The 23,223-nt window shown below is 56.5% G+C and carries 17 protein-coding genes; 2 read left to right on the top strand and 15 right to left on the bottom strand.

Annotated features, from left to right (window positions below; genetic code table 11):
• The first annotated feature begins 404 nt into the window (after window positions 1-404).
• The gene (locus tag AC2FC2_RS20085) at window positions 405-1,157 is read left to right on the top strand and encodes a prepilin peptidase (RefSeq protein ID WP_265553793.1); all 753 of its coding nucleotides are present in this window, start codon (window positions 405-407) and stop codon (window positions 1,155-1,157) included.
• Window positions 1,158-1,223: 66 nt separating this feature from the next.
• Complete coding sequence (locus AC2FC2_RS20080; RefSeq protein ID WP_404759374.1) at window positions 1,224-1,787, top strand: YbhB/YbcL family Raf kinase inhibitor-like protein; 564 nt, start codon at window positions 1,224-1,226, stop codon at window positions 1,785-1,787.
• Here AC2FC2_RS20080 and cobA read toward each other — a convergent pair.
• From cobA to AC2FC2_RS20005, 15 genes are all read right to left on the bottom strand, one after another.
• Window positions 1,734-2,606, bottom strand: a complete 873-nt coding sequence (gene cobA, locus AC2FC2_RS20075) for a uroporphyrinogen-III C-methyltransferase (protein ID WP_209635415.1) — start codon at window positions 2,604-2,606, stop codon at window positions 1,734-1,736. The genes AC2FC2_RS20080 and cobA overlap by 54 nt on opposite strands.
• Window positions 2,607-2,619: 13 nt before the next feature.
• The gene (locus AC2FC2_RS20070) at window positions 2,620-5,271 is read right to left on the bottom strand and encodes a nitrate reductase (RefSeq protein ID WP_490659783.1); all 2,652 of its coding nucleotides are present in this window, start codon (window positions 5,269-5,271) and stop codon (window positions 2,620-2,622) included.
• Window positions 5,268-9,413 (bottom strand): nitrite reductase large subunit NirB, encoded by a 4,146-nt coding sequence (gene nirB / locus AC2FC2_RS20065; protein ID WP_490659782.1) that lies wholly within the window; start codon window positions 9,411-9,413, stop codon window positions 5,268-5,270. Before nirB ends, AC2FC2_RS20070 begins: the two co-directional genes overlap by 4 nt.
• Window positions 9,414-9,423: 10 nt before the next feature.
• Window positions 9,424-10,212 carry an ABC transporter ATP-binding protein gene (locus AC2FC2_RS20060; RefSeq protein ID WP_404759371.1) on the bottom strand — a complete coding sequence of 263 codons (789 nt, stop codon included), beginning with the start codon at window positions 10,210-10,212 and terminating at the stop codon, window positions 9,424-9,426.
• Window positions 10,213-10,222: 10 nt separating this feature from the next.
• Complete coding sequence (gene ntrB, locus AC2FC2_RS20055; RefSeq protein ID WP_490308158.1) at window positions 10,223-11,119, bottom strand: nitrate ABC transporter permease; 897 nt, start codon at window positions 11,117-11,119, stop codon at window positions 10,223-10,225.
• An 8-nt stretch (window positions 11,120-11,127) separates the two neighbouring features.
• Window positions 11,128-12,387, bottom strand: coding sequence for a CmpA/NrtA family ABC transporter substrate-binding protein (locus AC2FC2_RS20050; protein ID WP_209635426.1), 1,260 nt, complete (start codon window positions 12,385-12,387; stop codon window positions 11,128-11,130).
• A 270-nt stretch (window positions 12,388-12,657) separates the two neighbouring features.
• A complete protein-coding gene (locus AC2FC2_RS20045) occupies window positions 12,658-13,938 on the bottom strand; it encodes a nitrate- and nitrite sensing domain-containing protein (protein WP_490659781.1) in 1,281 nt (426 codons plus the stop codon).
• 58 nt (window positions 13,939-13,996) lie between these two features.
• Complete coding sequence (locus tag AC2FC2_RS20040; protein ID WP_490659780.1) at window positions 13,997-15,571, bottom strand: ABC transporter substrate-binding protein; 1,575 nt, start codon at window positions 15,569-15,571, stop codon at window positions 13,997-13,999.
• Between the two features lie 133 nt (window positions 15,572-15,704).
• Window positions 15,705-16,376 (bottom strand): ABC transporter ATP-binding protein, encoded by a 672-nt coding sequence (locus AC2FC2_RS20035; protein ID WP_209635433.1) that lies wholly within the window; start codon window positions 16,374-16,376, stop codon window positions 15,705-15,707.
• Window positions 16,373-17,209 (bottom strand): ABC transporter ATP-binding protein, encoded by an 837-nt coding sequence (locus AC2FC2_RS20030; RefSeq protein ID WP_490659779.1) that lies wholly within the window; start codon window positions 17,207-17,209, stop codon window positions 16,373-16,375. The genes AC2FC2_RS20035 and AC2FC2_RS20030 overlap by 4 nt, the downstream gene beginning before the upstream one ends.
• Window positions 17,199-18,068 carry an ABC transporter permease gene (locus AC2FC2_RS20025; protein ID WP_209635436.1) on the bottom strand — a complete coding sequence of 290 codons (870 nt, stop codon included), beginning with the start codon at window positions 18,066-18,068 and terminating at the stop codon, window positions 17,199-17,201. The genes AC2FC2_RS20030 and AC2FC2_RS20025 overlap by 11 nt, the downstream gene beginning before the upstream one ends.
• Entirely contained in the window at window positions 18,065-19,117 is a 1,053-nt protein-coding gene (locus AC2FC2_RS20020) for an ABC transporter permease (RefSeq protein WP_265553810.1), read from the bottom strand. Before AC2FC2_RS20020 ends, AC2FC2_RS20025 begins: the two co-directional genes overlap by 4 nt.
• Window positions 19,117-20,685, bottom strand: a complete 1,569-nt coding sequence (locus tag AC2FC2_RS20015; protein ID WP_404759366.1) for an ABC transporter substrate-binding protein — start codon at window positions 20,683-20,685, stop codon at window positions 19,117-19,119. Before AC2FC2_RS20015 ends, AC2FC2_RS20020 begins: the two co-directional genes overlap by 1 nt.
• A 241-nt stretch (window positions 20,686-20,926) precedes the next feature.
• Window positions 20,927-21,880 carry an HTH-type transcriptional regulator Cbl gene (gene cbl / locus AC2FC2_RS20010; RefSeq protein WP_209635451.1) on the bottom strand — a complete coding sequence of 318 codons (954 nt, stop codon included), beginning with the start codon at window positions 21,878-21,880 and terminating at the stop codon, window positions 20,927-20,929.
• 379 nt (window positions 21,881-22,259) lie between these two features.
• On the bottom strand, window positions 22,260-22,955 hold the full coding sequence (locus AC2FC2_RS20005; RefSeq protein WP_209635453.1) for a gamma-glutamylcyclotransferase: 696 nt from the start codon (window positions 22,953-22,955) through the stop codon (window positions 22,260-22,262).
• Window positions 22,956-23,223: the final 268 nt, after the last annotated feature.

Raw genomic sequence — 23,223 nt, 5'->3', positions numbered from 1 at the left:
GTGCCGGGACACCAAAGTGCATCGTAAAACCCAAAGTCTAATCGGTTTCTGATGAGAAACAATCGGATAAACCTCATTTGGCATTGTGACACCGTCACACAAAGCACCACTCGGCAAGAAGAAGTTGCCGTCTTCGGGCTACGGCTTTCATCCCCCCAACCCAAAGGGTAAAATTCACTTTATTTCACTCTCAATTTTGCCTAAAAAAAACGCACACCAAAATACAAAATCATATCAAAACACTGATTACCAATATTAATTTAAAACCTCAGCGCGTTTGCGCTGCCAAGTGCAACACGTTGCGGCCCACCTCGCAAGACTGAAAAACGGCAAATCATTCACTCCCTTCCCACCGGGTTTTGCCGCTATTTTGAACACTACGTTCAGTTCAGCAGGGACATTTTATGTTTAGTGGGCCACCGTTCGAGCTCTGGTATCGCAGCTTGTTTATCCTGGCGATGCTCCTTCCGGCCGCGGCAGCAATACGGCTGATTGATTTACTGTCACAGGGGCTTACGCCACCGCCATCCCCCCCGAAAATACGGTGGGTCTGGTGGATCGCCCTGGGTGCCGGCATGGCGGCACTGCCTTTCAGTATCGCGCTACCACAAGGGTTCTTCTTACTGTCGGCGGCCGCCCTCTTGCTCGCACTGGCGTTCATCGACTGGCAATACCGCTTACTGCCCGATCGCTTGACACAACCGTTACTGTGGGCCGGATTGTGGGTTAACCAGCAGGGTTACTTTACCTCGCTGAGTGAGGCGGTCACGGGCGCAATCGCCGGTTACCTGTCGCTGTGGCTGCTCAATGCGGCCTATAGATGCAAACGTAAAACTGACGGCATCGGCCAAGGCGATTTTAAACTGCTGGCGGCATTGGGTGCCTGGACGGGATGGGCTGCGTTACCGGTGCTGGTCACCGTCGCGGCCGCCGCCGCTCTGTGCACCACGGTTTTGGCCTGTTTATTGCGCAAAACCGACGGGCATTCCCCGCTGCCATTTGGCCTTTATCTGGCCATTTCAGGTTGGTGGATTCTATTATCGATGGCCGACATGGGCATCGTGACCTTCATCAAGGGAAATTCCTTAATTTCAGCTTATTTCACCCCAATGGCAGACAGGCTCTCCCCTTTGGCCACTGTTATAGCCGACTGTTGATCCGGCTGTTATAGCGGGCAAGCCTCTGCGCCACTATGCTTTATTTAAGCAAACACAGGAGGCTGTATGATCGGTCGTGGTTTATCCGCACTCGCGCTCAGCGTGATATTTACGGGTTCGTTACCCTTTGCGGCGCAAGCCGCCAGCACCTTTACCCTCAGCTCACCGGCGTTTCAGGATAACGGTATGCTGGCGCAGAAATATGCCGGCGCCACCCCTGGCAACGCCAGCTGTACCGGCGATAACGTTTCTCCACCGCTAAGCTGGGCCAACCCACCCGTAGGCACCAAAAGCTTCGCCTTGTTGCTGTCCGATCCAGAAGGCAAAGCCGGTCTGGGCGTCAGCCATTTAGTCGCCTATGGCATCCCTGCCAGCATCAACGGATTCGCTGAAGGCGATCTCACCCAAGGCAAAGGCTTTGTCGGTGGCAAAAACTCACCGGGTACCGCGGTTTATCATGGCCCATGCCCGCCCGCTGGCTCTGGGCTGCATCACTACACGTTTGTGCTGATCGCCACCGATCTCCCCCCGCATGCACTTGGCCCCGGATTAACCCGTGAACAGCTACTGGAAAAACTACAGGGCCACGCCAAGGGCGGTGCGGGCATTATCGGCCGCTTCGGCCAATAGAGGGCTAAAGGCCCGCGCCTTTTGGGGCCGCACAGCGTTGACCGTCACAGGGCGGTGCAGACTGACCACCTCACCAATCACCAGCAGGCTGGGTGACATAGGCCGCTGATTGACGATCAACGCCGGTAGTGAGGACAAAGTACCGATTAATACTCGCTGTTGCGGTTGCGTACCGCGCTCAATGATAGCCAAGGGGGTCTGTCCCGCCATGCCATGGCGTATCAGCTGTGCCGCAATGGTTTCACTCAGGGTCAGCCCCATATAAAACACCAGCGTCTGGCCTGCGGTAACAAGGCTTTGCCAATCCAGATCCACTTCACCGCTGCGGCAATGTCCAGTGACAAAACGCACCGATTGCGCGTAGTCGCGATGGGTCAGCGGAATACCGCTCGCCGCCGCACATCCGCTGGCAGCGGTAATACCCGGTACCACATGACACGGCACGCCATGGCGCTGTAATTGCACCATTTCTTCCCCGCCACGGCCAAAAATAAAGGGGTCCCCTCCTTTCAACCGCACCACCCGATTACCCGCCTGCGCCAGTTCCACCAGCAGGTGTTCGATCTCCACTTGCGACAGGGTGTGGCACCCCATGGATTTACCCACGTCGATTCGCAACGTCTCCAGCGGCAGCAATGCCATTACCGCCGGGGAAACCAGGCGATCGAACACCACCACATCCGCCTGGCGGATCACCCGCAGCGCTTTCAAGGTCAGCAGCTCGGCATCCCCTGGTCCGGCCCCCACCAGCCATACCTCACCGCCACGTACCGGCTGTTGCCTGTCCCCGGCACACAGCAGTTTATCAATCACGTTCATATCGACACCTCCGCTAAGCTACCCGTTGGGACGCATGCTGTTGAATCAGTTTTTTCAGTTCTGGCAGACAAGAACCGCAATGGGTGCCGCATTGCAGGCTGGCTCCCAACGCCTTCGCGCTATGACACCCTGACTGGATCGCCGCAATGATGCGATTTTCCCCTACGCCAAAGCAGCTACAAACCGTCGCACCCGCCGCAGGTTGATCGGCGGCTCCACGCCCTGCCAGCAGCGCCAGCCGTTGCGGTCCGCTGGCGGGTGCCTGTTTAAACGCAGTAAGGATCGCCGGTCGATCGAGCGCGGGTGCATGCTGGCGGGCATAAAACGCCAATTGCACCTCGCCTTGCCGCCAGCCAATCAGATGCAGACCCCGCTGTGCCAGCTGTGCCGTTTGCAATGTCAGGCCCGCCAACGTGAAATGCTGCTGTAACCAGGCTTGCCAATCTTCAACCGGTTGCTGCCCAGCCATGATGTAGTGCGTCAAGCCGTCCTGCGCGACCCGGCTCCAGTAAATGCCCTTGGGCGCGGCTACCTCAGCACGCAAAAAAATCTCCGCCTGCCAACTCACTGGCCACGGGCTTACTCGCACCGGCGCATGTTTGCTTTCTGGCTGCCCGGAATCGGCATCCACCACGGGTGGGATCAGGCTGTCAACCCGCCCCTGTCCGGTAAATTGGCCGTTCCAGTGCATAGGAACGAACACGCTGCCGCGACGTTGCCCTGGGCTGCACTGCGCTCGTGCCAGCATCCAGCCATGCGGAGAGCTGAGCCGTACCACGCTGCTGTCAGCAATCCCCAACTCGGCGGCGTCCTGTGGATGTATTTCACAGAAAGGTTCGCTCAAATGGCGCATCAGCCGCGCCGCTTTACCGGTGCGTGTCATGGTGTGCCATTGATCGCGGATACGCCCCGTATTCAGTACCAGTGGATAGCGCTGCGATACCGCATTTTGCGGCAGGCGCGGCGTCACCGGCAGTAATCGCGCCTTGCCGTCAGCGTGGAAAAATCGCTTATCACCAAACAAGCGCAGGCAACCGGCAGGATGTTGTTCATTCACCGGCCACTGCACCGGCGTCATGCCTAACCATTGCTGCTTATCCCATCCCGCCAACAGGCCGATGTCAAACGCGCGCGTCCCGTTATTTTCAAATGCGGACAGTGCTGCATGTTCGCTGAAAATCTCTGACGGATGCTGGTAACCAAATGCCTCACCATAACCCATACGTTGCGCAACCTGGCTGAGGATCCACCAGTCAGCCCGGGCTTGTCCCGGTGGCGACAGAAAAGCACGCTGGCGTGAAATGCAGCGTTCGGAGTTAGTCACGCTGCCCTCTTTTTCCCCCCAGGCCAGCGCCGGCAAGCGAATATGCGCCAACTCGGCGGTATCGGTCATTGCCATTACGTCGGATACCACCACCAGCGGGCATTGCTTCAGCGCCTGCCGTACGGCATCGGCATCGGGCAGAGAGACCGCCGGGTTGGTGCCCATGATCCACACCGCTTTCACCTGCCCGGCCGCTATCGCCTGAAACAACGCCACCGCATTCAGCCCCGGCTGGCGGGCGATGCGGGGTGATTGCCAAAAACGTTGTACCCGGTCGGTCTCTTCGGCACTAAATCCCATATGCGCTGCCAGTTGATTGGCTAACCCACCCACTTCGCGTCCGCCCATGGCATTGGGTTGACCGGTTATCGAAAACGGTCCGCTGCCAGCCCGACCAATGCGTCCCCCCGCCAGGTGCAGGTTGATAATCGCATTGCATTTATCCGCACCACTTGCGGACTGGTTAATGCCCATCGAATAAAGCGTCACCCAGTTGTAGGACGTGGTCAGCAATTGGAAAAACGTCAGTACTGTCCGCAGCGGCAATCCGCAAAACTCTGCGACCCGCTGCGGCGTCCACTCTGCTGCCGCTGCCAATGTCGCCTCTGTGCCACTGGCATGCTGTTGCAAAAAGGCGCTATCCAGGCCGTCCTGTTCAACCAACCAACGCAGTGCGCCCGTAAATAACGCGGCGTCAGTGCCGGGCTGCAGCGGCAAATGTACGTCGGCAATATCACAGGTTGCCGTCTCTCGTGGGTCAATCACCACCACCCGCATCTGCGGGCGTTGCTGCCGCGCTTTCACCAGACGCTGATAGACCACCGGGTGCGCCCACGCAGTGTTAGAGCCGGTCAATATCACCAAATCCGCCTGTTCGATATCTTCATAACAACAGGGCACGGCATCGCCACCAAATGCTCGCTTGTAGCCGACCACGGCAGATGCCATACACAACCGGGAGTTGGTGTCGATATTGGCCGCACCAATGAATCCCTTCATCAGTTTGTTCGCCACATAATAGTCTTCGGTCAGCAGTTGGCCGGAGGCATAAAACGCCACGGCCTGTGGCCCATGTTGTTCAATAATATGGTTAAAACGCTGCGCCACTTGCCCAAGCGCCCGCTCCCAGGTGGCAGATTGGCCATCGACCTGCGGTTGCAGCAGGCGGCCCGCCAGATCCAGCGTTTCACCCAGCGCACTGCCTTTTACACAGAGCCTCCCCTGATTGGCCGGGTGCGCAGTATCACCGCCAATCGTCAACGCACCGTTGTTCTGCTGCGCTATAGTCACCCCACAGCCAACCCCGCAGTAAGGACAGGTGGTGCAATGCACGGCGGTCATGATGTTACGTCCAGCGTTTCGGGCAACGCACTCCGTACCCCCAATGGCGTGCTACACACCCACACTCGGTCTGCCTCCACCTTTACCGGCCAGGCGGTGACCCTGCGTTCGGCATTATCCACGCAGATGCCGTCGCTCAGGCGGAAACGTTGTTTGTACAGCGGGGAAATCACGACGGGCTCGCCCCCCACGTCGCCGAGCAACCCGCGTGCCAGCACATTGGCGTCACTGTCAGGCTCTTGGTTAGCCAGCGCATAAACACCGCTGCCCGGTAAATTAAACAGGGCGATTTGCCGCTGCCCCAGACGGGCCGCAATTCCCGTATTGTCCGGAATATCCACCAGTGCGCAGATATCCAGCCATTGTTCTTTTGTGTTCGGCGCCGTTTGCACCTCGATCACTTGGCCACGCTCCTCCCCCGTAGCCGGACGGCGTTGCCCGCGCTCCGGCTGCCAGACGATTGCCTCATCGGGCTGCTCGCTGTTAACAAACGGACGGAACAGCTTCAGACGATCCGGGCTGGCGAGCGTGGTTTGCCATTCACATTGGTAATGGCTGACCACAGTTTCCATTTCGGCATCCAATTCGCTACCGATCCCCAGGCTGTCCTGCAAAACCACTTCACGCAGGTAGTCCAGCCCCCCCTCCAGATTGTCCATCCAGGTGCTGGTGCGCTGCAGGCGATCGGCAGTACGAATGTAGAACATCAGGAAACGATCGACCGTACGGATCAGCGTGGCGGTATCAAGATCGCTGGCAAACAAATCTGCATGGCGTGGTTTCATGCCGCCGTTGCCGCACAGGTACAGGTTCCAGCCTTTATCGGTTGCTATGACCCCAACGTCTTTGCTCTGCGCCTCCGCACACTCTCGGGTGCAGCCGGAAACCGCCATCTTGATTTTGTGCGGCGATCGCAACCCCTTGTAACGGTGCTCCAGTTCGATAGCCAGCGCGGTAGAGTCCTGCACGCCATAGCGGCACCAACTGGAGCCAACGCAAGATTTTACCGTGCGCAGTGACTTGCCGTAGGCATGCCCGGTTTCAAACCCGGCGTCGATCAATTGCTGCCAAATCTCCGGTAATTGCTCCAATCGTGCGCCAAACATGTCAACCCGCTGGCCGCCGGTAATCTTGGTGTAGAGTTGATAGCGCAAAGCGATTTGACCGATGGCGATCAGCCCTGCCGGGGTTATTTCACCGGCCGGTACCCGCGGCACCACCGAGTAAGTCCCGTCTTTTTGGATATTGGCAAAGAAGCGGTCGTTGGTATCTTGCAGGGGCAGATGCGGAGGTTTGAGCAGATACTCATTCCAACACGACGCCAGAATAGATCCCACCAGTGGTTTACATACTTCGCAGCCGTGACCATGACCATGCCGGGCCAAGAGCTCATCAAAGGTGCGGATATGGCCAACGCGAACCAGGTGATACAGCTCCTGGCGTGAGTAAGCGAAATGCTCGCAAACGTCTTTTTTTACCACCACGCCACGCTGCTGCAGTTCATGTTCCATCACGTGTTTAACCAGTGCAGCGCAACCGCCACAGCCGGTCCCCGCTTTGGTGCAGGCTTTCACCGCGGCCAAATCGCCACACCCTTGGGCCACTGCGTCGCTGATGTTGGCCTTGCTGACGTTATGGCAGGAGCAAATCTGCGCCGTTGCCGGCAGCGCCGATACCCCCAGTGCTTTCGGCATCACCCCGGACGAGGTGGGTAAAATCAGGCTTTCCGGTGCGGCAGGCAACGGCATATCATTGAGCATCATTTGCTGTAGTGTGCTGTATTCGCTGCTGTCACCTACCAATACCGCGCCCAGTAACCGTTTACCGTCGGCATCGATGACCATTTTTTTATACACCTGCGCCGGGCCATCGACCCAATTGTAACTTTGGCTGCCCGGCGTATGCCCGTGGGCATCGCCGATCGAGGCAACCTCGACACCCAACAGTTTCAGTTTGGTGCTCATGTCCGCGCCGCAGAACACGCTATCGTGCCCCGCCAAGCAATCCGCCAGCGTACGCGCCATCTGATAACCCGGCGCCACCAGTCCGAAAATTTGCCCGTTCCACAACGCACATTCGCCGATGGCGTAGATCGCCTCATCACTGGTTCGACACTGGCTATCGATCACGATGCCACCGCGTGCGCCCACCTCCAGCGCCGCAGCACGAGCAAGTTGGTCACGGGGACGAATTCCGGCGGAAAAAAGAATTAAATCAGCCTCTAAGCGTTCATCATCAGCAAAAACCATGCAGTGACGGTGTAACGAACCGTCAATAATCGCCTGCGTTTGTTTACCGGTATGCACGCTGACGCCCAACGCTTCAATTTTTTTGCGCAGCATGGCTGCACCACCGTCATCGAGCTGTACCCCCATCAGGCGCGGGGCAAACTCGACCACGTGGGTGTTCAAGCCAAGCTGGCGCAACGCGTTGGCGGCCTCCAACCCGAGCAGGCCGCCGCCGACCACCACCCCCACGCGGGCAGTGCTGGCGCAGTCCGCAATGGCGTCCAGATCCTCAAGTGTGCGGTAAACCAGGCAACCCGGACGGTCGTTGCCTGGAATGGGCGGAACAAAGGGGTAAGAACCGGTTGCCAGTACCAGTTGGTCATAGGCCGTTTCACGACCTTCGGCATCAATCACGCATTTACGTTGGCGATCGATAGCGCAAACTGCCTGTCCCAAGCGCAGCTCTATACCGTTCTGCTCGAAGAAGCCAGCCGCCACCATTGACAGCGAGTCTGCACTGCGGCCGGAAAAAAACTCGGACAAATGTACCCGGTCATATGCCGCGACCGGCTCTTCGCCAAACACCACAATGTGGTACTGCTGGTGCAACTCACGAATAACCAGTTGTTCCAGGAAGTGATGCCCAACCATGCCGTGTCCGGCAACCAACAGAACGGGTTTGTGCATATCAGAAATCCTCTCTTCAGACGCCATTGGCGCCTCAGGTTCACTATGGCCAAACAACAGGGCATCCGGTTGTTGAACCGGTTGGCTAAGCTGTTGCAGATAAAAGGCGCTGTCCTGAGCGTCGCCATACAGCACCACGCCCTGTAATCTGCCGTCACGTACCAGCAACCGACGGTAATGCTGCACCTGTGGATCTTCAGCGTGATAAGTCTCAGTCTGCGCGTCTGCCGCCATTTCCCCAGCGCTGAATACTTCAATCCCGCTCACCTTCAGACGGGTATGCAGTGGGGTCGGTCGATAACCCGCCACTGATTCACCACTCAGTTGTTGTGCCAACAGCCCGGCCTGCTGCCAGCAAGGCGCCACCAGGCCGAAGGTTGTGCTGCCAAACTGGGCACATTCACCGATGGCGAACACGGTGGGATCGTCAGTTTGCATCCGATCGTTGATCGCAATGCCGCGATCGCAAGCCAGTCCAGCAGCCTGTGCAAGGCTGATCTCAGGTCGTACACCCATGGCAATGACCACCAGTTCACAGTCCAGTTGTTGCCCATTGCTCAACGTGGCGCGGCTCACCCGATCGCTGCCATGAAATTGGTTAACCTCACACCGCAACCGGCATTCGATACCCCGTTGCCGCAAGGTATGTTGCAGCATCCGTCCTGCGTGTGCGTCTAACTGCCGCTCCATCAAATGCTCGCCACGGTGCACCACGGTGACCCCCATGCCGCGCTGCGCCAGCGCCGCCGCCGCTTCAATACCCAAAACCCCGCCCCCTACCACCAACGCTGGTCTGCCTGTGCCGCAGTGACTCAGCATTGCCTCAACGTCATCCAGCGTGCGAAAGCCATAAATGCCCTTTAATGTCCCCCCCTCTACCGAGGGCCGTAACGGGCGCGAACCGGTAGCGAACACCAGCAGGTCATAAGGCAGTTGATGCCGGGCCGTGATTACGCACTTTTGCTGCCGATCGACCCTCAACGCAGGCTCTCCAGACAGCAGTTGCACACGGTGTTGCCGATACCAGTCATCGTCATGCAGCAGGGTATCGGCAAACGTCTTGTCTCCTGCCAGCACGGGTGACAGCAAAATACGGTTGTAATTGCCGCGTGGCTCATCACCAATTACCGAGATGGCATAACGCTCAGGTACTCGCTGGCACAGGGTTTCCACCAACCGCATACCGGCCATGCCGTTGCCAATCACCACCAGTTTGGATTTGTCCATCTTCTGGCTCTCATGCCGCTTTCGCGTGCTTCTCATAAAGGAACTTCAGCACCTGCTGACGGTAATGGTGATAGTCCGGGGAGTCCGCTAGCTCAACCCTTGAGCGTGGGCGTGGCAGTGCCACGTGCAGAATTTCGCCGACGGTGGCCGAGGGGCCATTGGTCATCATCAATACCCGATCCGACAGCAGCACCGCCTCGTCCACATCATGAGTAATCAGCACCAGGGTGGTATGCAAACGCTGCTGGATTTCCATCACCGCATCCTGCAAATGTGCGCGGGTCAGCGCATCCAGCGCACCAAAGGGTTCGTCCATCAAAAGTACCTTGGGTTTCATCGCCAGCGCGCGAGCAATGCCGACGCGTTGTTTCATACCGCCAGAAATTTCGTGTGGCCGTTTGTGTAGCGCGTGACTCATGTGCACCAACGCCAGGTTGTGTTCGATCCAGTCACGCATTTCGCTGCGGTTCATCTCTTGGCGAAACACCTGATGCACCGCCAACGCCACGTTCTCATAGGTGGTCAGCCACGGCAGCAGCGAATGGTTTTGAAACACGACGCCCCGGTCCGGGCCAGGCCCGGTAATATGCTGGTTATCGCACAACAGCACGCCGTCACTGGGCAACGTAAGCCCGGCAATCAAGTTCAGCAGGGTTGATTTACCACAGCCGGAATGGCCGATCAGGCTGACTGTCTCTCCGGCCTGAATATCAAAACTCACCCTATCCAGTGCGATAAATTCCCCTTGTGGCGTAGCAAAGCGCTGGCTGACGTTTTGGACCTGAATAATGGGTTTCATGGCGTGCTCCTTAACGACTCTGATAGCTAAAACGTTTTGCCAACAACATCAGCCCCTGCTCTAGCAGCAACCCGACCACGCCGATCACAATGATGGCGATAATGATGTTTTCGACGTTGAGGTTGTTCCACTCATTCCAGATCCAAAAACCGATGCCGACGCCGCCGGTCAGCATTTCTGCCGCCACGATCACCAGCCAGGCAATACCTATCGACAGGCGCACGCCGGTCAATACGTAAGGCAGCACCGCCGGGAAAAGGATTTTGCGCATCACCGTCCACTCCGACAGCTTGAGCACCCGCGCCACGTTGAGATAATCCTGCGGAATACGCGTGACGCCTTCCGCGGTATTGAGGATCATCGGCCAGATCGAACAGATGAAAATGGTCCATGTTGACGCCGGTTCCGCACGTTGGAACAGCAGCAGACCAATCGGCAGCCAGGCCAATGGGCTCACCGGGCGCAACAGCGAAATGATCGGGTTAAGCATGTTGGCCAGAAACGCAAAGCGCCCCAGCAGAAAGCCGGCAGGGATCCCCACCAGCGCCGCCAGCCCAAAACCCGTCGCCACGCGCTGCAACGAAGCCAACACGTTCCAGCCAATACCCTGGTCGTTCGGCCCGGCGGAATAAAATGGATCGGCAAACAGCACCAGAGCCGCCTGCCAGGTGGCCCAAGGCGTAGGAAACCCCTTGCTGTTAAGCGCCGCTATTTGCCACACCACCAAGGTCAATATCACCCCCAAAAGCGCAGGTATCCCGCGACGAAAACACCGCTGAAGGTATAAACGCCAACGAGGAGCACGCGGCGACGACGGAGTGCTCGGTCGCTTCAATGGCACAATTTGCGCACTGACTTCCACACCTGATGACACAGGAATATCTCTCCGTTCAGCCAGATTCTTCATTGGTTACCTCAGCGCTTTAAAGTGAAACCGTTGGCGTATTCCGCCGGATTGCTGCCGTCCCATCGTTTGCCGTCAAACAACGTGCTGGTGCGCATATCGCTGGCGGGCAAACTCACCCCACCCACCGCGCTGGCTGCCTGTTTGTAGATCTCAATACGGTTTATTTTCTGGGCAACGCCCAGATAATCAGGTTCGGTATTCAGCAGGCCCCAACGCCGATGCTGTGTCAGGAACCACATACCGTCGGACAAATAGGGATAGCTCACCTCCCCATCGTGGAAAAAGCGCATCGCGTGGGCATCTTGCCAAGACTTGCCCAGGCCGTTTTGATACTGACCGAGCATGCGACCGGTAATGATTTCCGGTTTGGTATTGATATAGGCGCGCCCTGCCACGGTGTTCGCCGTTTCCTGGCGAGTGGCATCTGAACTGTCGATCCAGCGTGCGGCATCCAATACCGCAGCGGTCAGCGCACGCGCACTGTTGGGGTGAGTCGCCACCCAGTTACCTGTCGTACCCAGCACCTTTTCCGGATGATCGGGCCAAATATCCTGACTGGTGATCGCGGTAAATCCGATGTTCTCGGCAATCGCACGTTGGTTCCACGGCTCACCTACGCAGAAGCCGCTCATGTTGCCGATCTTCATGTTCATCACCATCTGCGGCGGCGGCACCACGACGTTACGTACGTCATCAAACGGATGGATACCGGCGTTCGCCAGCCAGTAATACAGCCACATGGCGTGGGTACCGGTTGGGAAGGTTTGGGCAAAGGTATAAGTCCCTTTGGCGCTGGCATCGACAGCCTTTTTCAACGTCGCCGCATCGGTGACACCGGCTTGTTTCAACTGATTGGAAAGCGTAATCGCCTGACCGTTATTGTTGAGTGTCATCAACACGGCCATATCATGCTGCGGCCCTGCGGCACCCAGCTGCAGGCCATAAACCATGCCGTACAACACGTGCGCCGCATCCAGCTCGCCGGACAGCAATTTATCGCGCACCGCTGCCCAACTGGCTTCCTTGCTTGGGATGATTTTGATGCCGTACTTCTGATCAAACTGTTTCACCGCAGCCATCACCACAGACGCGCAGTCGGTGAGAGGAATAAAGCCCACGCGGATCTCTTTTTTCTCCGGTGCGTCAGAGCCTGCGGCCCAGGCAGCATTCATCAGACCGGGCAACATCATGCTGCCGCCCAGCGCCGCGCTACCGGCCAGAAAACGGCGGCGCGTCAAGCTAAGCCCCGGGGGTTTTGTGTGCGTCATCAGCAAGTCCTTCAATCAGGCGATAAAATAAAAAAGGCGTCCCATCAGCACATTCCACCGTTGGGGTGAACATGCTGAAAGGACGCCTTTATCCAAAATATTATTGGTAACCCGACCGCCATTGGCCGGGTTACGTTTTATTTAATGCAGCTTACGTGCCAACTCCGTAACCCGTGGATTTTCCGGCGCAACGCGCCACCGCGCCTTGCATTGTGGTTTTTTCTGCACAGTCGCAAGGCAGTAACTGCACTGACTGTGTGCATATACTCCTTAGGGAGTATCTCCTGCCGGTGGCAAAATATCCGCTATCGCCAGCATGGCGTTGGCGATATCAATCAGCCGCCGATTTTGGTTCATCGCCATGTTGAGCAGTAACCGGTGGGCCTGTGCCTCCGTCAGCCCCCGATGCTGCATCAGCAGCCCTTTGGCACGCTCAATTTCTTTGCGCTCATGCAGTGTTGCCCGCGCCGTTGCCAGTTCCTCCGACAAGACCTGTAACCGTTGTGACTGCTGTTGGATCAGCTCCAGCATCGAGCGTCCCAGACGTGGATTGATGCCGTCCCCCACCAGCGGCGACGCATCCCCCAAGGGCGCGGCCACGAACACTGCGTAGCTTTCTTTCGCCTGCGGCGGAACGTCACCCACGCAATCCGTCGCTAGCGCGCGCTGGGCCTGCGCCAGACTATGGCGACAACTGGCCATCAGTGCCTCTTCCAACCGGTCCTCAATGTGCTTCATCAGATCGATACGCGCACTGGTAATCTCGAACCAACGCAGGCTGCTATCAGCGCGATCGCTCAGTTGCAATTGGGTGCACGCGATACGACGCAGGCGCTCAAATTCGCGGTCATCCTGCTGTTGCATACGTTGCCATTGGTCTAACGAGGATTGATCGGCAAACTCACTGAAGGTATGAAAACAGCGCTCCTGTCCCTCAATAAGCATCAAAAGTTGTTGGTGTGCCGTATTATCAAAACGCATAGCGGCGAAACCGGCCGAGCCGATCGCCCGCTCTTGCCCCGCCAACTCCTTGCCCTGCATAAAGCTGAACATAGCGATCAAAGCGCGTGCCGTTCTGGGATCCACGCAGGCGTCCGCCGCTTCGAATACCAGCGCCAACAAACTGTGAATGATGTCATTGAACGTGTTCATTGCCACAGGTTGCAACATCTGCCGCTGCTGCACTTGACGGCGAAGTTCAGGCAAAGCCGTAAGATTATGCAACGCGCAGGCAATACGGCTGAACAGACGGCTGGCGCTGACCAGCGGAGCGCTATTGTCGTCCAACTGCGCCAACTGTCGTTGCACTTCAAGCTCGGCCTGCTCCACGTCCTGAGCGCGTCCGGCTAGCCGCTCGCTGAACAGCGCTCCTTGCGAACAGAGGTAAATATTGACGGTACCGCGTTCCCGCTGGAGCACATGGATCAGTTGGCTGACCCGACCAACCAACTTCCCCATCTGCAACAGCTGCTGCAACAGGGTAATTTCACAACGTTTTGAAGCCAGCAAAAAATCGCCGGCGCGAGAAGGGAAAGCGTGATTACGGCTCATGACAGGATCCCCGAGTCGGTAAATACACCTCATCCTGCAAAAGCCGTGCCGTGGGGAACTACTTACTCACGCGATCCAGGTACAGCATGCTGTTGGCGATATCCACGTTGGCGTCTTTGACGTTATCGCGCAGAGCCACCAGGGTTTGCCCCTGTAGCGCCACGACGTAAGGGGAACTGGCCTGCACTTCGCGCTGAAGTGTGGCATAACGTGCAGCGCGTTGTGCGCCATCGCCTTCCGCCGCTGCCGCACGAGTTTCTGCACTCAACGCCGGGATATTCCACTGGGTACGCCAAGCCAGGGTTTTCGGCCCATCCGGCACGTTGTAGGCGAAGGCGCTGGCGTTGGTGTTTGGATCCAAATAATCGGCGCCCCAATAGGTGAAAATGGCCTGGAAATCACGGCTGCGCATTTTGCCCCACAGGTCACTCTCCACCACCGGATGGATAGCCAATTGCAAACTCGCCTTGGCAAAGCTGGCCTGCAACGCTTGGGCTATATCGGTATACGGCGGTTGGTTGATGACGATCAGATCAATGCGCGTCCCTTCGGCGATCCCGGCGTCATGCAAAATCCGTTTGGCCTTGTCCACGTCGAGTCTGAACGGTTGATTGTCGATGGCACCGTCCAGCCCCAGCGGTAGAAATGCCTGATGGACGCGGTATTGCCCCTTCAACAGGGTGTCAGCAATCGCCTGGTAGTCCACCAGCCAGCGCGCCGCCTGCCACAGGGCGGGGTTACTCAACGCCGGTACCTGTTTGCTGCCGGTGTTGAAACCGAGGTAATAGACCTTGGCCGAGTCCTGCTGTTCTATGCGGATACCCGGTTCTTTACGCAGCGAATTGAACTGATCGGCCCCCAGGTCATAGGCCACGTCTGCGTCCCCCTTGAGTAACAATAACCGTCGAGTCCCGGCATCGCTAACATTCTTCAGCAGCACCGTTTTCAGTTTTGCCTGCGGTTGAGCGTAGTCGTTGCGACTGAACAGCAGTGCCTCATGCGGGACATAGTTGCTGACACGATAGGGGCCGGCCCCTGCGGAATTCGAGCGCAACCAAAGGTTGCCGTAGTCTCCCTGTTGGCTGTGTTCATTCAACAGCTTTTCATCGACGATGGACGCTACTGGTGCAGTCAATAGCCGCAACGCCAGCCCGCTGCCGATGCTGGCCGACCAGCTCACGCGCAACTGGCTGTCACTCAGCTTCGTCAGTTGACTCGCAACATTATCCGGCGTCCAGCCTAACTCACCGAGAATAAACGACGGTGCCTTGTTCAGCTTTACCGCACGCACCAGCGAGAAAATCACGTCTTCGGGCCGCACCGGGTTACCGGAAGCAAAGCGTTGGTTAGCCTTCAGGGTAAAAATCAGGCTGTGGCCGTCCGCCCCCGCCACCCACCCACTGGCCAGCTCCGGGGCCAGTTTTTCCGGTGTGGTTCGGTCCGGCGTAAGTAACCGCTGGTACAAATTGACCAGGTTGGCCGAACTGACGGTTTCAAAGCTCTCCGCCGGATCCAGGCTGATGATGCCTTCCAGCGAACTGACCACCACCAGCGTGTCTTTTGGGGTGACCGCTTGCGCACCATAACTGGTTACCAGGGCACTGAATAATAAGGTCGGGATGAACCGTTTCATGAGATGCACTCTCCAAAGTCACGCGGATGCGCTATTTTTCGAGTGTAGGGGCAGCGGCTTAGCAGAAGAACGACTATAAATTGCTTTATTTATTACCAAGATGGATATGCCCGCCGCGTTGGCGGGCATAGGCTCAAGCAAGGATCCGGCCCTGCGCCATCGCCACCGAGCGATCGCACATGTGATCGATAACATCGGCATCGTGACTGACCAGGATCATCGTTAAATCCCCCGCCTGTTTCAGTTCGTTGAGCAAATTGAGGATCTCCGCCTGCACTGACATATCCAGTGCCGAGGTGGGCTCATCGAGTAACAACAGCTTGGGTTTTAGCAACAGCGCGCGCACTATCGCCACCCGTTGACGCTGCCCGCCGGAAAGCTGATGGGGATAGCGATCCAACAAACGGGGATCTAAGCCTACCTGACGAAAACCGGCGCTGATTTTCTGCTCGATATCACTCTCTTTCAGCAATTTCAGCGGCTCCGCCAATGTGCGCAGCAAGCGGTGTTTGGGGTGCAGCGACGCGTAGGGATCCTGAAAGACCATTTGTACCTCACGCCGCAGCGTGCCGGTAAAAGGCCGCCCCGGCTGTAGATCACGGCCCAACAGGTGGAACTCCCCGCTCCAGTGTTCATTTAACCCGGCCAGCACCCACAGCAGCGACGACTTACCGCAGCCGGAAGGGCCAACGAGGCCGAAACACTCACCCTGTTCTATATGCAGGCTGACATCATGCACCACCGTGCGCAATTCATAGCCCTGCCGGTGGCTGACACTGAGATTGTCCAGGGTAATCAGGCTCATTTCAGTGACTCCAGCAGCGTACGATCCAGCACAGGCAGCTGTTTGCCGTGCGTTTCCCGGCTTGGCCGACATGACCACAGCGTGCGGGTATAGGGATGAGTGGCCGTGGCCAGGCAATCGGCAGGTAACTGATCCAGCAGTTCACCCTTGTACATCACCAGCACCCGTTCGCAGTATTGCGCCACCTGCTGTAAATCATGACTGATCAAAATCAGGCCCATATTACGTTGCTCAACCAGATTTTCGATCAGTTGCAGTACCTGATCGCGCATCTGGTGATCCAGCGCTGACGTTGGCTCATCGGCAATCAGTAATTGCGGATCGTTAATCAGCGCAATCGCCAACATCACGCGTTGTCCCATGCCCCCGGACAGCTGGTGCGGGTAGCGTTGACGTAGCGCAACCGGATCGGGCAACCCCACCGCGGCCAGAATATCCAGCACCTTCTCCCGCCGTTCGGCACGCCCAAGGCGGGTATGCAGTAACAGCGGCTCTTCCACCTGACGTCCAATTTGTTGGGTCGGATTCAGCGCATGTTTGGGATCCTGCATCACCATTGCCACTTTGTTACCACGCAGGCGGTTCCACTGACGTTCATTCAGCCGCGTCAGATCGTCTCCCCCTAGCGTCAAACGCTGCGCCTGCAACTGTAACGGTGGCGGCAGCAGCCCCATCAAGGCGCGTGCAGTCAACGATTTTCCCGAGCCGGATTCGCCCACCAGCGCCATCCGTTCCTGACCCATGCTGAAAGAAATCCCTTTTACCAACGGCTGCGCTCCTGGCAATGCCACCGTCAGCCGTTCAACGGTCAATAAGTTGTTATCAATGCCCATGACGAGGATCCATTTTATCGCGCAGGCCATCGCCCAACAGGTTAAAGGCCAGGCTGGCAAACAGGATTGCTCCGCCCGGTGCGGCGGCCACCCACCACTGATCAAAAATCACTTTACTGCCTTCGGCGACCATCGATCCCCATTCCGCAGTGGGCGGTGCCACACCCATGCCGAGAAAACCTAAACCGGCGGCAGACAAGATAATCCCGCCCAGACTCAATGCAGCACGCACCACCGCACTTGGCAGGCACAACGGCAATATATGGCCAGCCATCAGCCGCAAACCGCCAATGCCCTGCATACGCGCGGCCGCCAGATAATCACTGCGGCGCAGCGCGAGCGTTTCCGCCCGTGCCTGCCGGGCAAACGACGGCCAACTGGTCAATGCCAGCGCCAGAGCGCCATTCATCAACCCGGGGCCTAGCACCGCGACAAACGCCAACGCGATCACCAGGCTTGGCAATGACAGAAAAATATCGGTGACACGCATTAGAATGCGCTCCACCCAGCCACCGAGGTAACCGGCGCTGATGCCCACCAACAAACCAATAGGAATGGTCAGCAGCAGGATCAATGACACCAGAATTAATGTTGGCCTCGCGCCATAAATGACCCGTGACAACAGATCGCGGCCAAAGCCGTCAGTCCCCAGCCAATGACCGGAGGACGGCGGCAATAGCCGCATCTCTATATGCTGTAGATTGGGATCAAAGGGGGCCAACCAGGGAGCCAGCAGTGCGGTGAGGATCAAAATCGCCACCAGCGTGGCGCCCAACGTCAGCGTGGTCAACTTGCCACGCGAGCGGTAAACGGCAGCCGGCTCGCTCTGGGGTTCATGTTCAGAAAGGTATTGGCTCATCGGGTTCGCGGGTCCACTAAATAGGTCAGCGCGTCAGCCAGCGCGTTAAGCACCACAAAACAGGTACCGATCAACAAGGTCGCGCCAAGAATGGCTGGCGTATCCGCGGCAAACAATGCCGTAGTCAGATAACGCCCAACGCCCGGCCAGGCAAACACTGTTTCAGTCAACACTGCACCTTCCAGCAGGCTGGCATAGGACAGCGACAATACCGTAATCAGTGTACCGAGCACGTTGGGAAACACATGGCGCAACAAAATGCGCGTGCGGCTGGCACCTTTGGAGCGCGCCAGGGTCACGTACTCTTTATTGCACTCTTCCAGCATGGCTGCACGCAGCAAGCGGGTGATGCCCGCCATCGACAGTAATGCCAGTGCCACCACCGGCAACCACAAATGACTGATGGCGTTATAGAACATCTCCCGATCGCCGGATAACCAACTGTCGATCAGGATAAACCCGCTGCGGGGTTCCATGCTGTACAGATAGATGTCGTCCAGCCGGCCCGGCCCTGCAGACCAATGCAGCGTGGCGTAAAACAACAACAGCCCCAACAGGCTAAGCCAGAAGATGGGCACGGAATACCCGATCAACGACAGCAGACGGGCCACGTTATCTAGCCATCCGCCCGGTTTAATCACCGCGAGAAACGCCAGCGTAATGCCACCGACCGCACCGAGGAGAATGGCGCACGTCGCCAGCTCCACCGTCGCCGGGAAGGTGCGCAGCAAATCACTCAAGACCGGCTGCGAAGTAATGCGCGAGATGCCCATATCCCCGTGGGCCAGATGAACCAGATAACGCCAGAATTGCACCGGCAAAGGTTGATCCAACCCCAGATCGTGACGTACCTGGGCATAAGTAGCTTCGCTGGCGTGATCGCCGGCGATCTGCAACGTAGGGTCAATCGGCGCCAAATGCGAAAGCATAAAGGTGAATAACAGTAGACCAAGCAGCGTTAGCGCCAAAGACAGCAAGCCGGTGAACAGCCTGCGCCCCCAGCGCCAACTACGCCGGGCGAACCCGGCGGAGGAAATACGGCTTATCATTACTTGCTGACCTTGCTGTAGAACACCATGTCAGGGTTAATGCCCTGTTCGTAGCCTTTGAGGTTGTCACGCACTGCAATCAGGCTCCGCGCCTGCAAGCCAATCACGAACGGCGAGCTTTGCTGAACGGCCTGTTGCAACTGTTGGTAATCCGCCACCCGTTTGGCGGTGTCATTTTCCGCCGTTGCCGCCAGCGTCAATTTACTTAGCGCAGGGATTTGCCAATTTGCACGCCAGGCCAAGGTCTTGCTGCCATCTTCCGGGTTATAGGCGAAAGCCGCGGCATTGGTGTTCGGATCAAAATAGTCCGGCCCCCAGGAGGTTAACGTCGCATCGTAGTTCAGGGATTTTACCTTGGTAGAGACTTGCGCACTGAGGCCCGGCACCAGATCCACCTTTACCCCACCTTGCGCAAAGCTGGCCTGCAATGCCTGCGCAATATCCAGATACGGCGGCTGATTGTTGACTTCAAGCTTAAAGCTGACATTTTTAAGACCGGCCTTCGCCAGAATATCTTTGGCCTTGCTCGGGTTAAAACTGTAAGGCTGATCTTTTAACGCCCCCAGGTATCCGTCTGGCAGGAATGCCTGATGCGTCTGGAACTGGCCTTTCAACAGATCGTCAGCAATGCCTTTATAGTCGAACAACCAGCGCGCCGCTTCCCAGAAGGCCGGGTTACCCAATGCCGGTGACGCCTTGGCGTTGAACTGCAAGAAATAGAGCGACGCATACGGGATAGCCAGCGGCTTGACACCCGGCTTACCTTTCAGGGCCGCCATCTGGTCTGCACCCAGGTTACGCGCAATGTCCGCATCCCCCTGCTCAATCAGCAAGCGGCGGGCAGCCGGATCAGGTACGTTTTTGATCAGGATGGTTTTCAGGTTTGGTGCGCCTTCCGGCGAGGTGGGATTGGCATCAAGCACCACCACTTCGTGCGGTACATAGGTACGGATTTTATACGGACCACTGCCCGCGGAATGGTTATTTAGCCACTGGTGGCCCAGATCATCACCCTGCTGATGCGCCAAGGCTTCTTTGGCATCAACAATTGAGGATACCGGAGCCGAAAGCAGGCTCAGCACAAACGCCGGGCTGACGTTTTCACTCCAACTGATTTTTACCCGTTGGTCATCCACTTTGCTCAGGTATTGATCGACGTTTTTCGCATTCCAGCCCAGTTGAGTGAGGATAAACGACGGCTCTAAATTCAACTTCACCACGCGCGACAGCGAGAAGATTACGTCTTCCGGGCGTAACGGGTTGCCGCTGGCGAATTTCGCATCCGGGCGCAGTGTAAACGTCAGGCTGCGGTTATCGCTGCCCGCCTGCCATTCACTGGCCAGCGTCGGCTTAAGCGCGATCGGGTTTTGAGGATCTGACTGAATCAGGCGCTGGTACAGGCTGTTGAACGACTGCACCGTGGTTAATTCAAACCCCTGAGCCGGGTCAAAGCTAACAACGTCATCGATTGATTGGGCAATCACCAAGGTATTGGCGGGGGTTGCCGCCTGGGCACTGAAACTGGCTGCCACAGCCAAAAACACCAAAGAGGGAACGAACGCTTTCATCAAAATCTCTCCAACCGGATGGAATTTATAGTAATTTCGCGAGTGTATGTGAGAGCCATCGGCAGGCGAAGGTACTTAAACAACTATAGATATTCTTTTTATGTCTATAGCTGAGATTTTGATTATTAAGCAGGCGACGCGCTGCTAACAGCACGCAATCAACGCCGCCTGGTTTGAAAGCGGTATCCACGTTATCTTTCGCCGGGCACGGCGCCTGGCCCGGTTTCCATCGTCTTCAGGATCAGATTTGGTAGTCGATCACTGTATCCAGCTGTGACGAAAATACCTTGTCTTTGATTTCCGTCAGCGACAGCGTCGGGTTGCATAGCTGGATAAACCGCCATGCATAGTTACGTTGTAACTGACTGCGTTTCAAACCTAACCAAACGGTGTTGGGTTCAAACAGGTGTTCCGCGTTAAGGCTGACCAGCCCGTGGTCGCGCTCCTTCTCGTACGACATGTCTGCCAACACGCCAACCCCTAGCCCCAATTCGACATAGGTTTTGATCACGTCGGAATCCTGTGCACTTAGAGCGATATCCGGCGTCAACCCGGCGGCTTTAAACGCGCTGTCCAGCCGTGAGCGGCCGGTAATGCCCTGTCGATAAGTAATCAGCGGCAAGGTGCTGAGCATTTCTAGCGTCACCTGCGGTTGGCGAGTCAGTTCATGCCCTTCCGGCACCAGAATGGTGTGATGCCAGCGGTAATAGGGAAACGCCGCCAGGGATTCATCACTCATCAACCGCTCGCTGGCAATACCTATATCGGCTTCACCGGAAGCCAACATACCGACGATTTCTTCGGGGCTGCCCTGATTCAGTACCACACGCACCCGCGGATACAACGCCCGGAACTCTTTAATCACCCCCGGTAAGCTGTAGCGCGCCTGGGTATGAGTGGTCGCAATGTGTAGCTGCCCAGTGTCGTTGCTGCTGAATACGTCCGCCAAACGGCGGATATTATTGGCGTCATTCAGGATGCGTTCAGCCACGACCAGCAGCTCTTTACCTGGCTCTGTCATGCCTAATAAACGCTTGCCGCGACGAATAAATATCTCAATGCCCAGTTCTTCTTCCAGCTCCCGAATATGACGGCTCACCCCAGATTGGGAGGTAAATAACGTGTTGGCCACCTCAGTCAGGTTATAGTTGCAGCGCGCCGATTCCCGAATGATTTTTAATTGTTGAAAGTTCATCCACTCCCCCCTATCGAGCAATATTGTTAATCACAGTGATACGGAATCTGACCTGAGGGGACAAATAAGAAATAACCTTTAGTTATGCATTTTCATGCTAAGTGGATTTTTCACCACGGTGAATTCATTGTTTCTTCGGCTAAAATAAAACAATCCTTTCAAAATTAAACAGATATATATCCACATTTAAATTGTGGATTATGTATTCATACAGAATAAAGTTATTAACTATAGGTATTAGATATATATGGCCTAAATCATTCAACTGACATCGCAGTGGTACGACCCAGGTAAGACCGACGGATGAACCGCCAAATATGAAGGGGATAAACGAAAAGAGGTTCAGCATGCTGAACCTCTCGAAAATGCAGGGTGTTGATCACGCCGTCGCTTCGCCGCCGATAGGGCCTGAGGTATTTTGTTGCAGCCACTGTTGTACATAGCTAACCAAGTCACCAATGCAGTCGTCCTTCATGCCGTGGTTTTTCAGCTCGTTATCCAGTGCGAACAGGTACTGGGCATTGGTGCCTAATGGCCCGCTGGCGCTGGCGATCAACGGGGCGATCACCTGATGGCTGGTGTCTTCTTCAAACAGTGGATGCTGTGAGTTCATGACAAACACCAACGCGGTGACGACTTCACCATCGGCCAACCGAAGATCGCACCAGGTCGGCAAATAGCAGTTGGTCACCATTTCGCGTTTCCACAGCAGCTCCAACTCTTCGCGCAGTTTGCTTTCGGGCAGTCGGAACGCCAAGCCTGTGGTATTGCCGCCCTCTTTCAATGCCAGCATACGCCCAGGTTGATGCAGCGTACCGCGCCCGGCGGTTAGCCGCAGGCAGAAAGCGCGATGCCAGCCATGCAGCGTAGCCGGTCGCACCTCTTCAGATTCAAACACCGGATTCCACATCAATGAACCGTAGCCGAAGACCCACACGGGGCTATTATCTGGCCGACGGGATAAAGTACAATCCAGCGAGGCCGCACGCTGCTCTGATGTCAGTAACAGCGACTCCTCAATGGTGCCGAATGCTGTTTTGCAATCCGCATTTTGCAGAAAATCTCGCGTTAACACCTTAACAACCTCCCGGGAATAGGATTTCTCATACTCCCTAGCCACTGTTCAATCTTAATTATTGAGTGCGGAATTTTATTAATTAATTACCTTTCGCACGTTAATAATGACCTTATTCTTTTCTCGGTGAGCAATCAAGTTTCAAACGATGTTTAAGGTGAAAAAGTATTTGTACTCGTGAGCAATAATATCGAAAGTTAAAATACTAAATCTAAGCATGTCGAGATTTCGCTTTTTTGCATTCGTTACCCCCCAGAGACCCGATCGC

It is taken from the genome of Serratia sp. CoH_122_TC_1 (assembly GCF_058191755.1).
Note: the sequence above shows the minus strand (reverse complement) of the source record. Positions and strands in the feature narration are given on the sequence as shown.

What these genes read in the sequence shown, in the direction of transcription:
- ntrB (WP_490308158.1), bottom strand. Translation starts at nt 11,119, where the DNA reads ATGAAGAATCTGGCTGAACGGAGAGATATTCCTGTGTCATCAGGTGTG.
- cbl (WP_209635451.1), bottom strand. Translation starts at nt 21,880, where the DNA reads ATGAACTTTCAACAATTAAAAATCATTCGGGAATCGGCGCGCTGCAAC.
- AC2FC2_RS20020 (WP_265553810.1), bottom strand. Translation starts at nt 19,117, where the DNA reads ATGATAAGCCGTATTTCCTCCGCCGGGTTCGCCCGGCGTAGTTGGCGC.
- AC2FC2_RS20080 (WP_404759374.1), top strand. Translation starts at nt 1,224, where the DNA reads ATGATCGGTCGTGGTTTATCCGCACTCGCGCTCAGCGTGATATTTACG.
- AC2FC2_RS20035 (WP_209635433.1), bottom strand. Translation starts at nt 16,376, where the DNA reads ATGAGCCTGATTACCCTGGACAATCTCAGTGTCAGCCACCGGCAGGGC.
- cobA (WP_209635415.1), bottom strand. Translation starts at nt 2,606, where the DNA reads ATGAACGTGATTGATAAACTGCTGTGTGCCGGGGACAGGCAACAGCCG.
- AC2FC2_RS20030 (WP_490659779.1), bottom strand. Translation starts at nt 17,209, where the DNA reads ATGGGCATTGATAACAACTTATTGACCGTTGAACGGCTGACGGTGGCA.
- nirB (WP_490659782.1), bottom strand. Translation starts at nt 9,413, where the DNA reads ATGGACAAATCCAAACTGGTGGTGATTGGCAACGGCATGGCCGGTATG.
- AC2FC2_RS20025 (WP_209635436.1), bottom strand. Translation starts at nt 18,068, where the DNA reads ATGAGCCAATACCTTTCTGAACATGAACCCCAGAGCGAGCCGGCTGCC.
- AC2FC2_RS20060 (WP_404759371.1), bottom strand. Translation starts at nt 10,212, where the DNA reads ATGAAACCCATTATTCAGGTCCAAAACGTCAGCCAGCGCTTTGCTACG.
- AC2FC2_RS20085 (WP_265553793.1), top strand. Translation starts at nt 405, where the DNA reads ATGTTTAGTGGGCCACCGTTCGAGCTCTGGTATCGCAGCTTGTTTATC.
- AC2FC2_RS20070 (WP_490659783.1), bottom strand. Translation starts at nt 5,271, where the DNA reads ATGACCGCCGTGCATTGCACCACCTGTCCTTACTGCGGGGTTGGCTGT.
- AC2FC2_RS20045 (WP_490659781.1), bottom strand. Translation starts at nt 13,938, where the DNA reads ATGAGCCGTAATCACGCTTTCCCTTCTCGCGCCGGCGATTTTTTGCTG.
- AC2FC2_RS20040 (WP_490659780.1), bottom strand. Translation starts at nt 15,571, where the DNA reads ATGAAACGGTTCATCCCGACCTTATTATTCAGTGCCCTGGTAACCAGT.
- AC2FC2_RS20050 (WP_209635426.1), bottom strand. Translation starts at nt 12,387, where the DNA reads ATGACGCACACAAAACCCCCGGGGCTTAGCTTGACGCGCCGCCGTTTT.
- AC2FC2_RS20015 (WP_404759366.1), bottom strand. Translation starts at nt 20,685, where the DNA reads ATGAAAGCGTTCGTTCCCTCTTTGGTGTTTTTGGCTGTGGCAGCCAGT.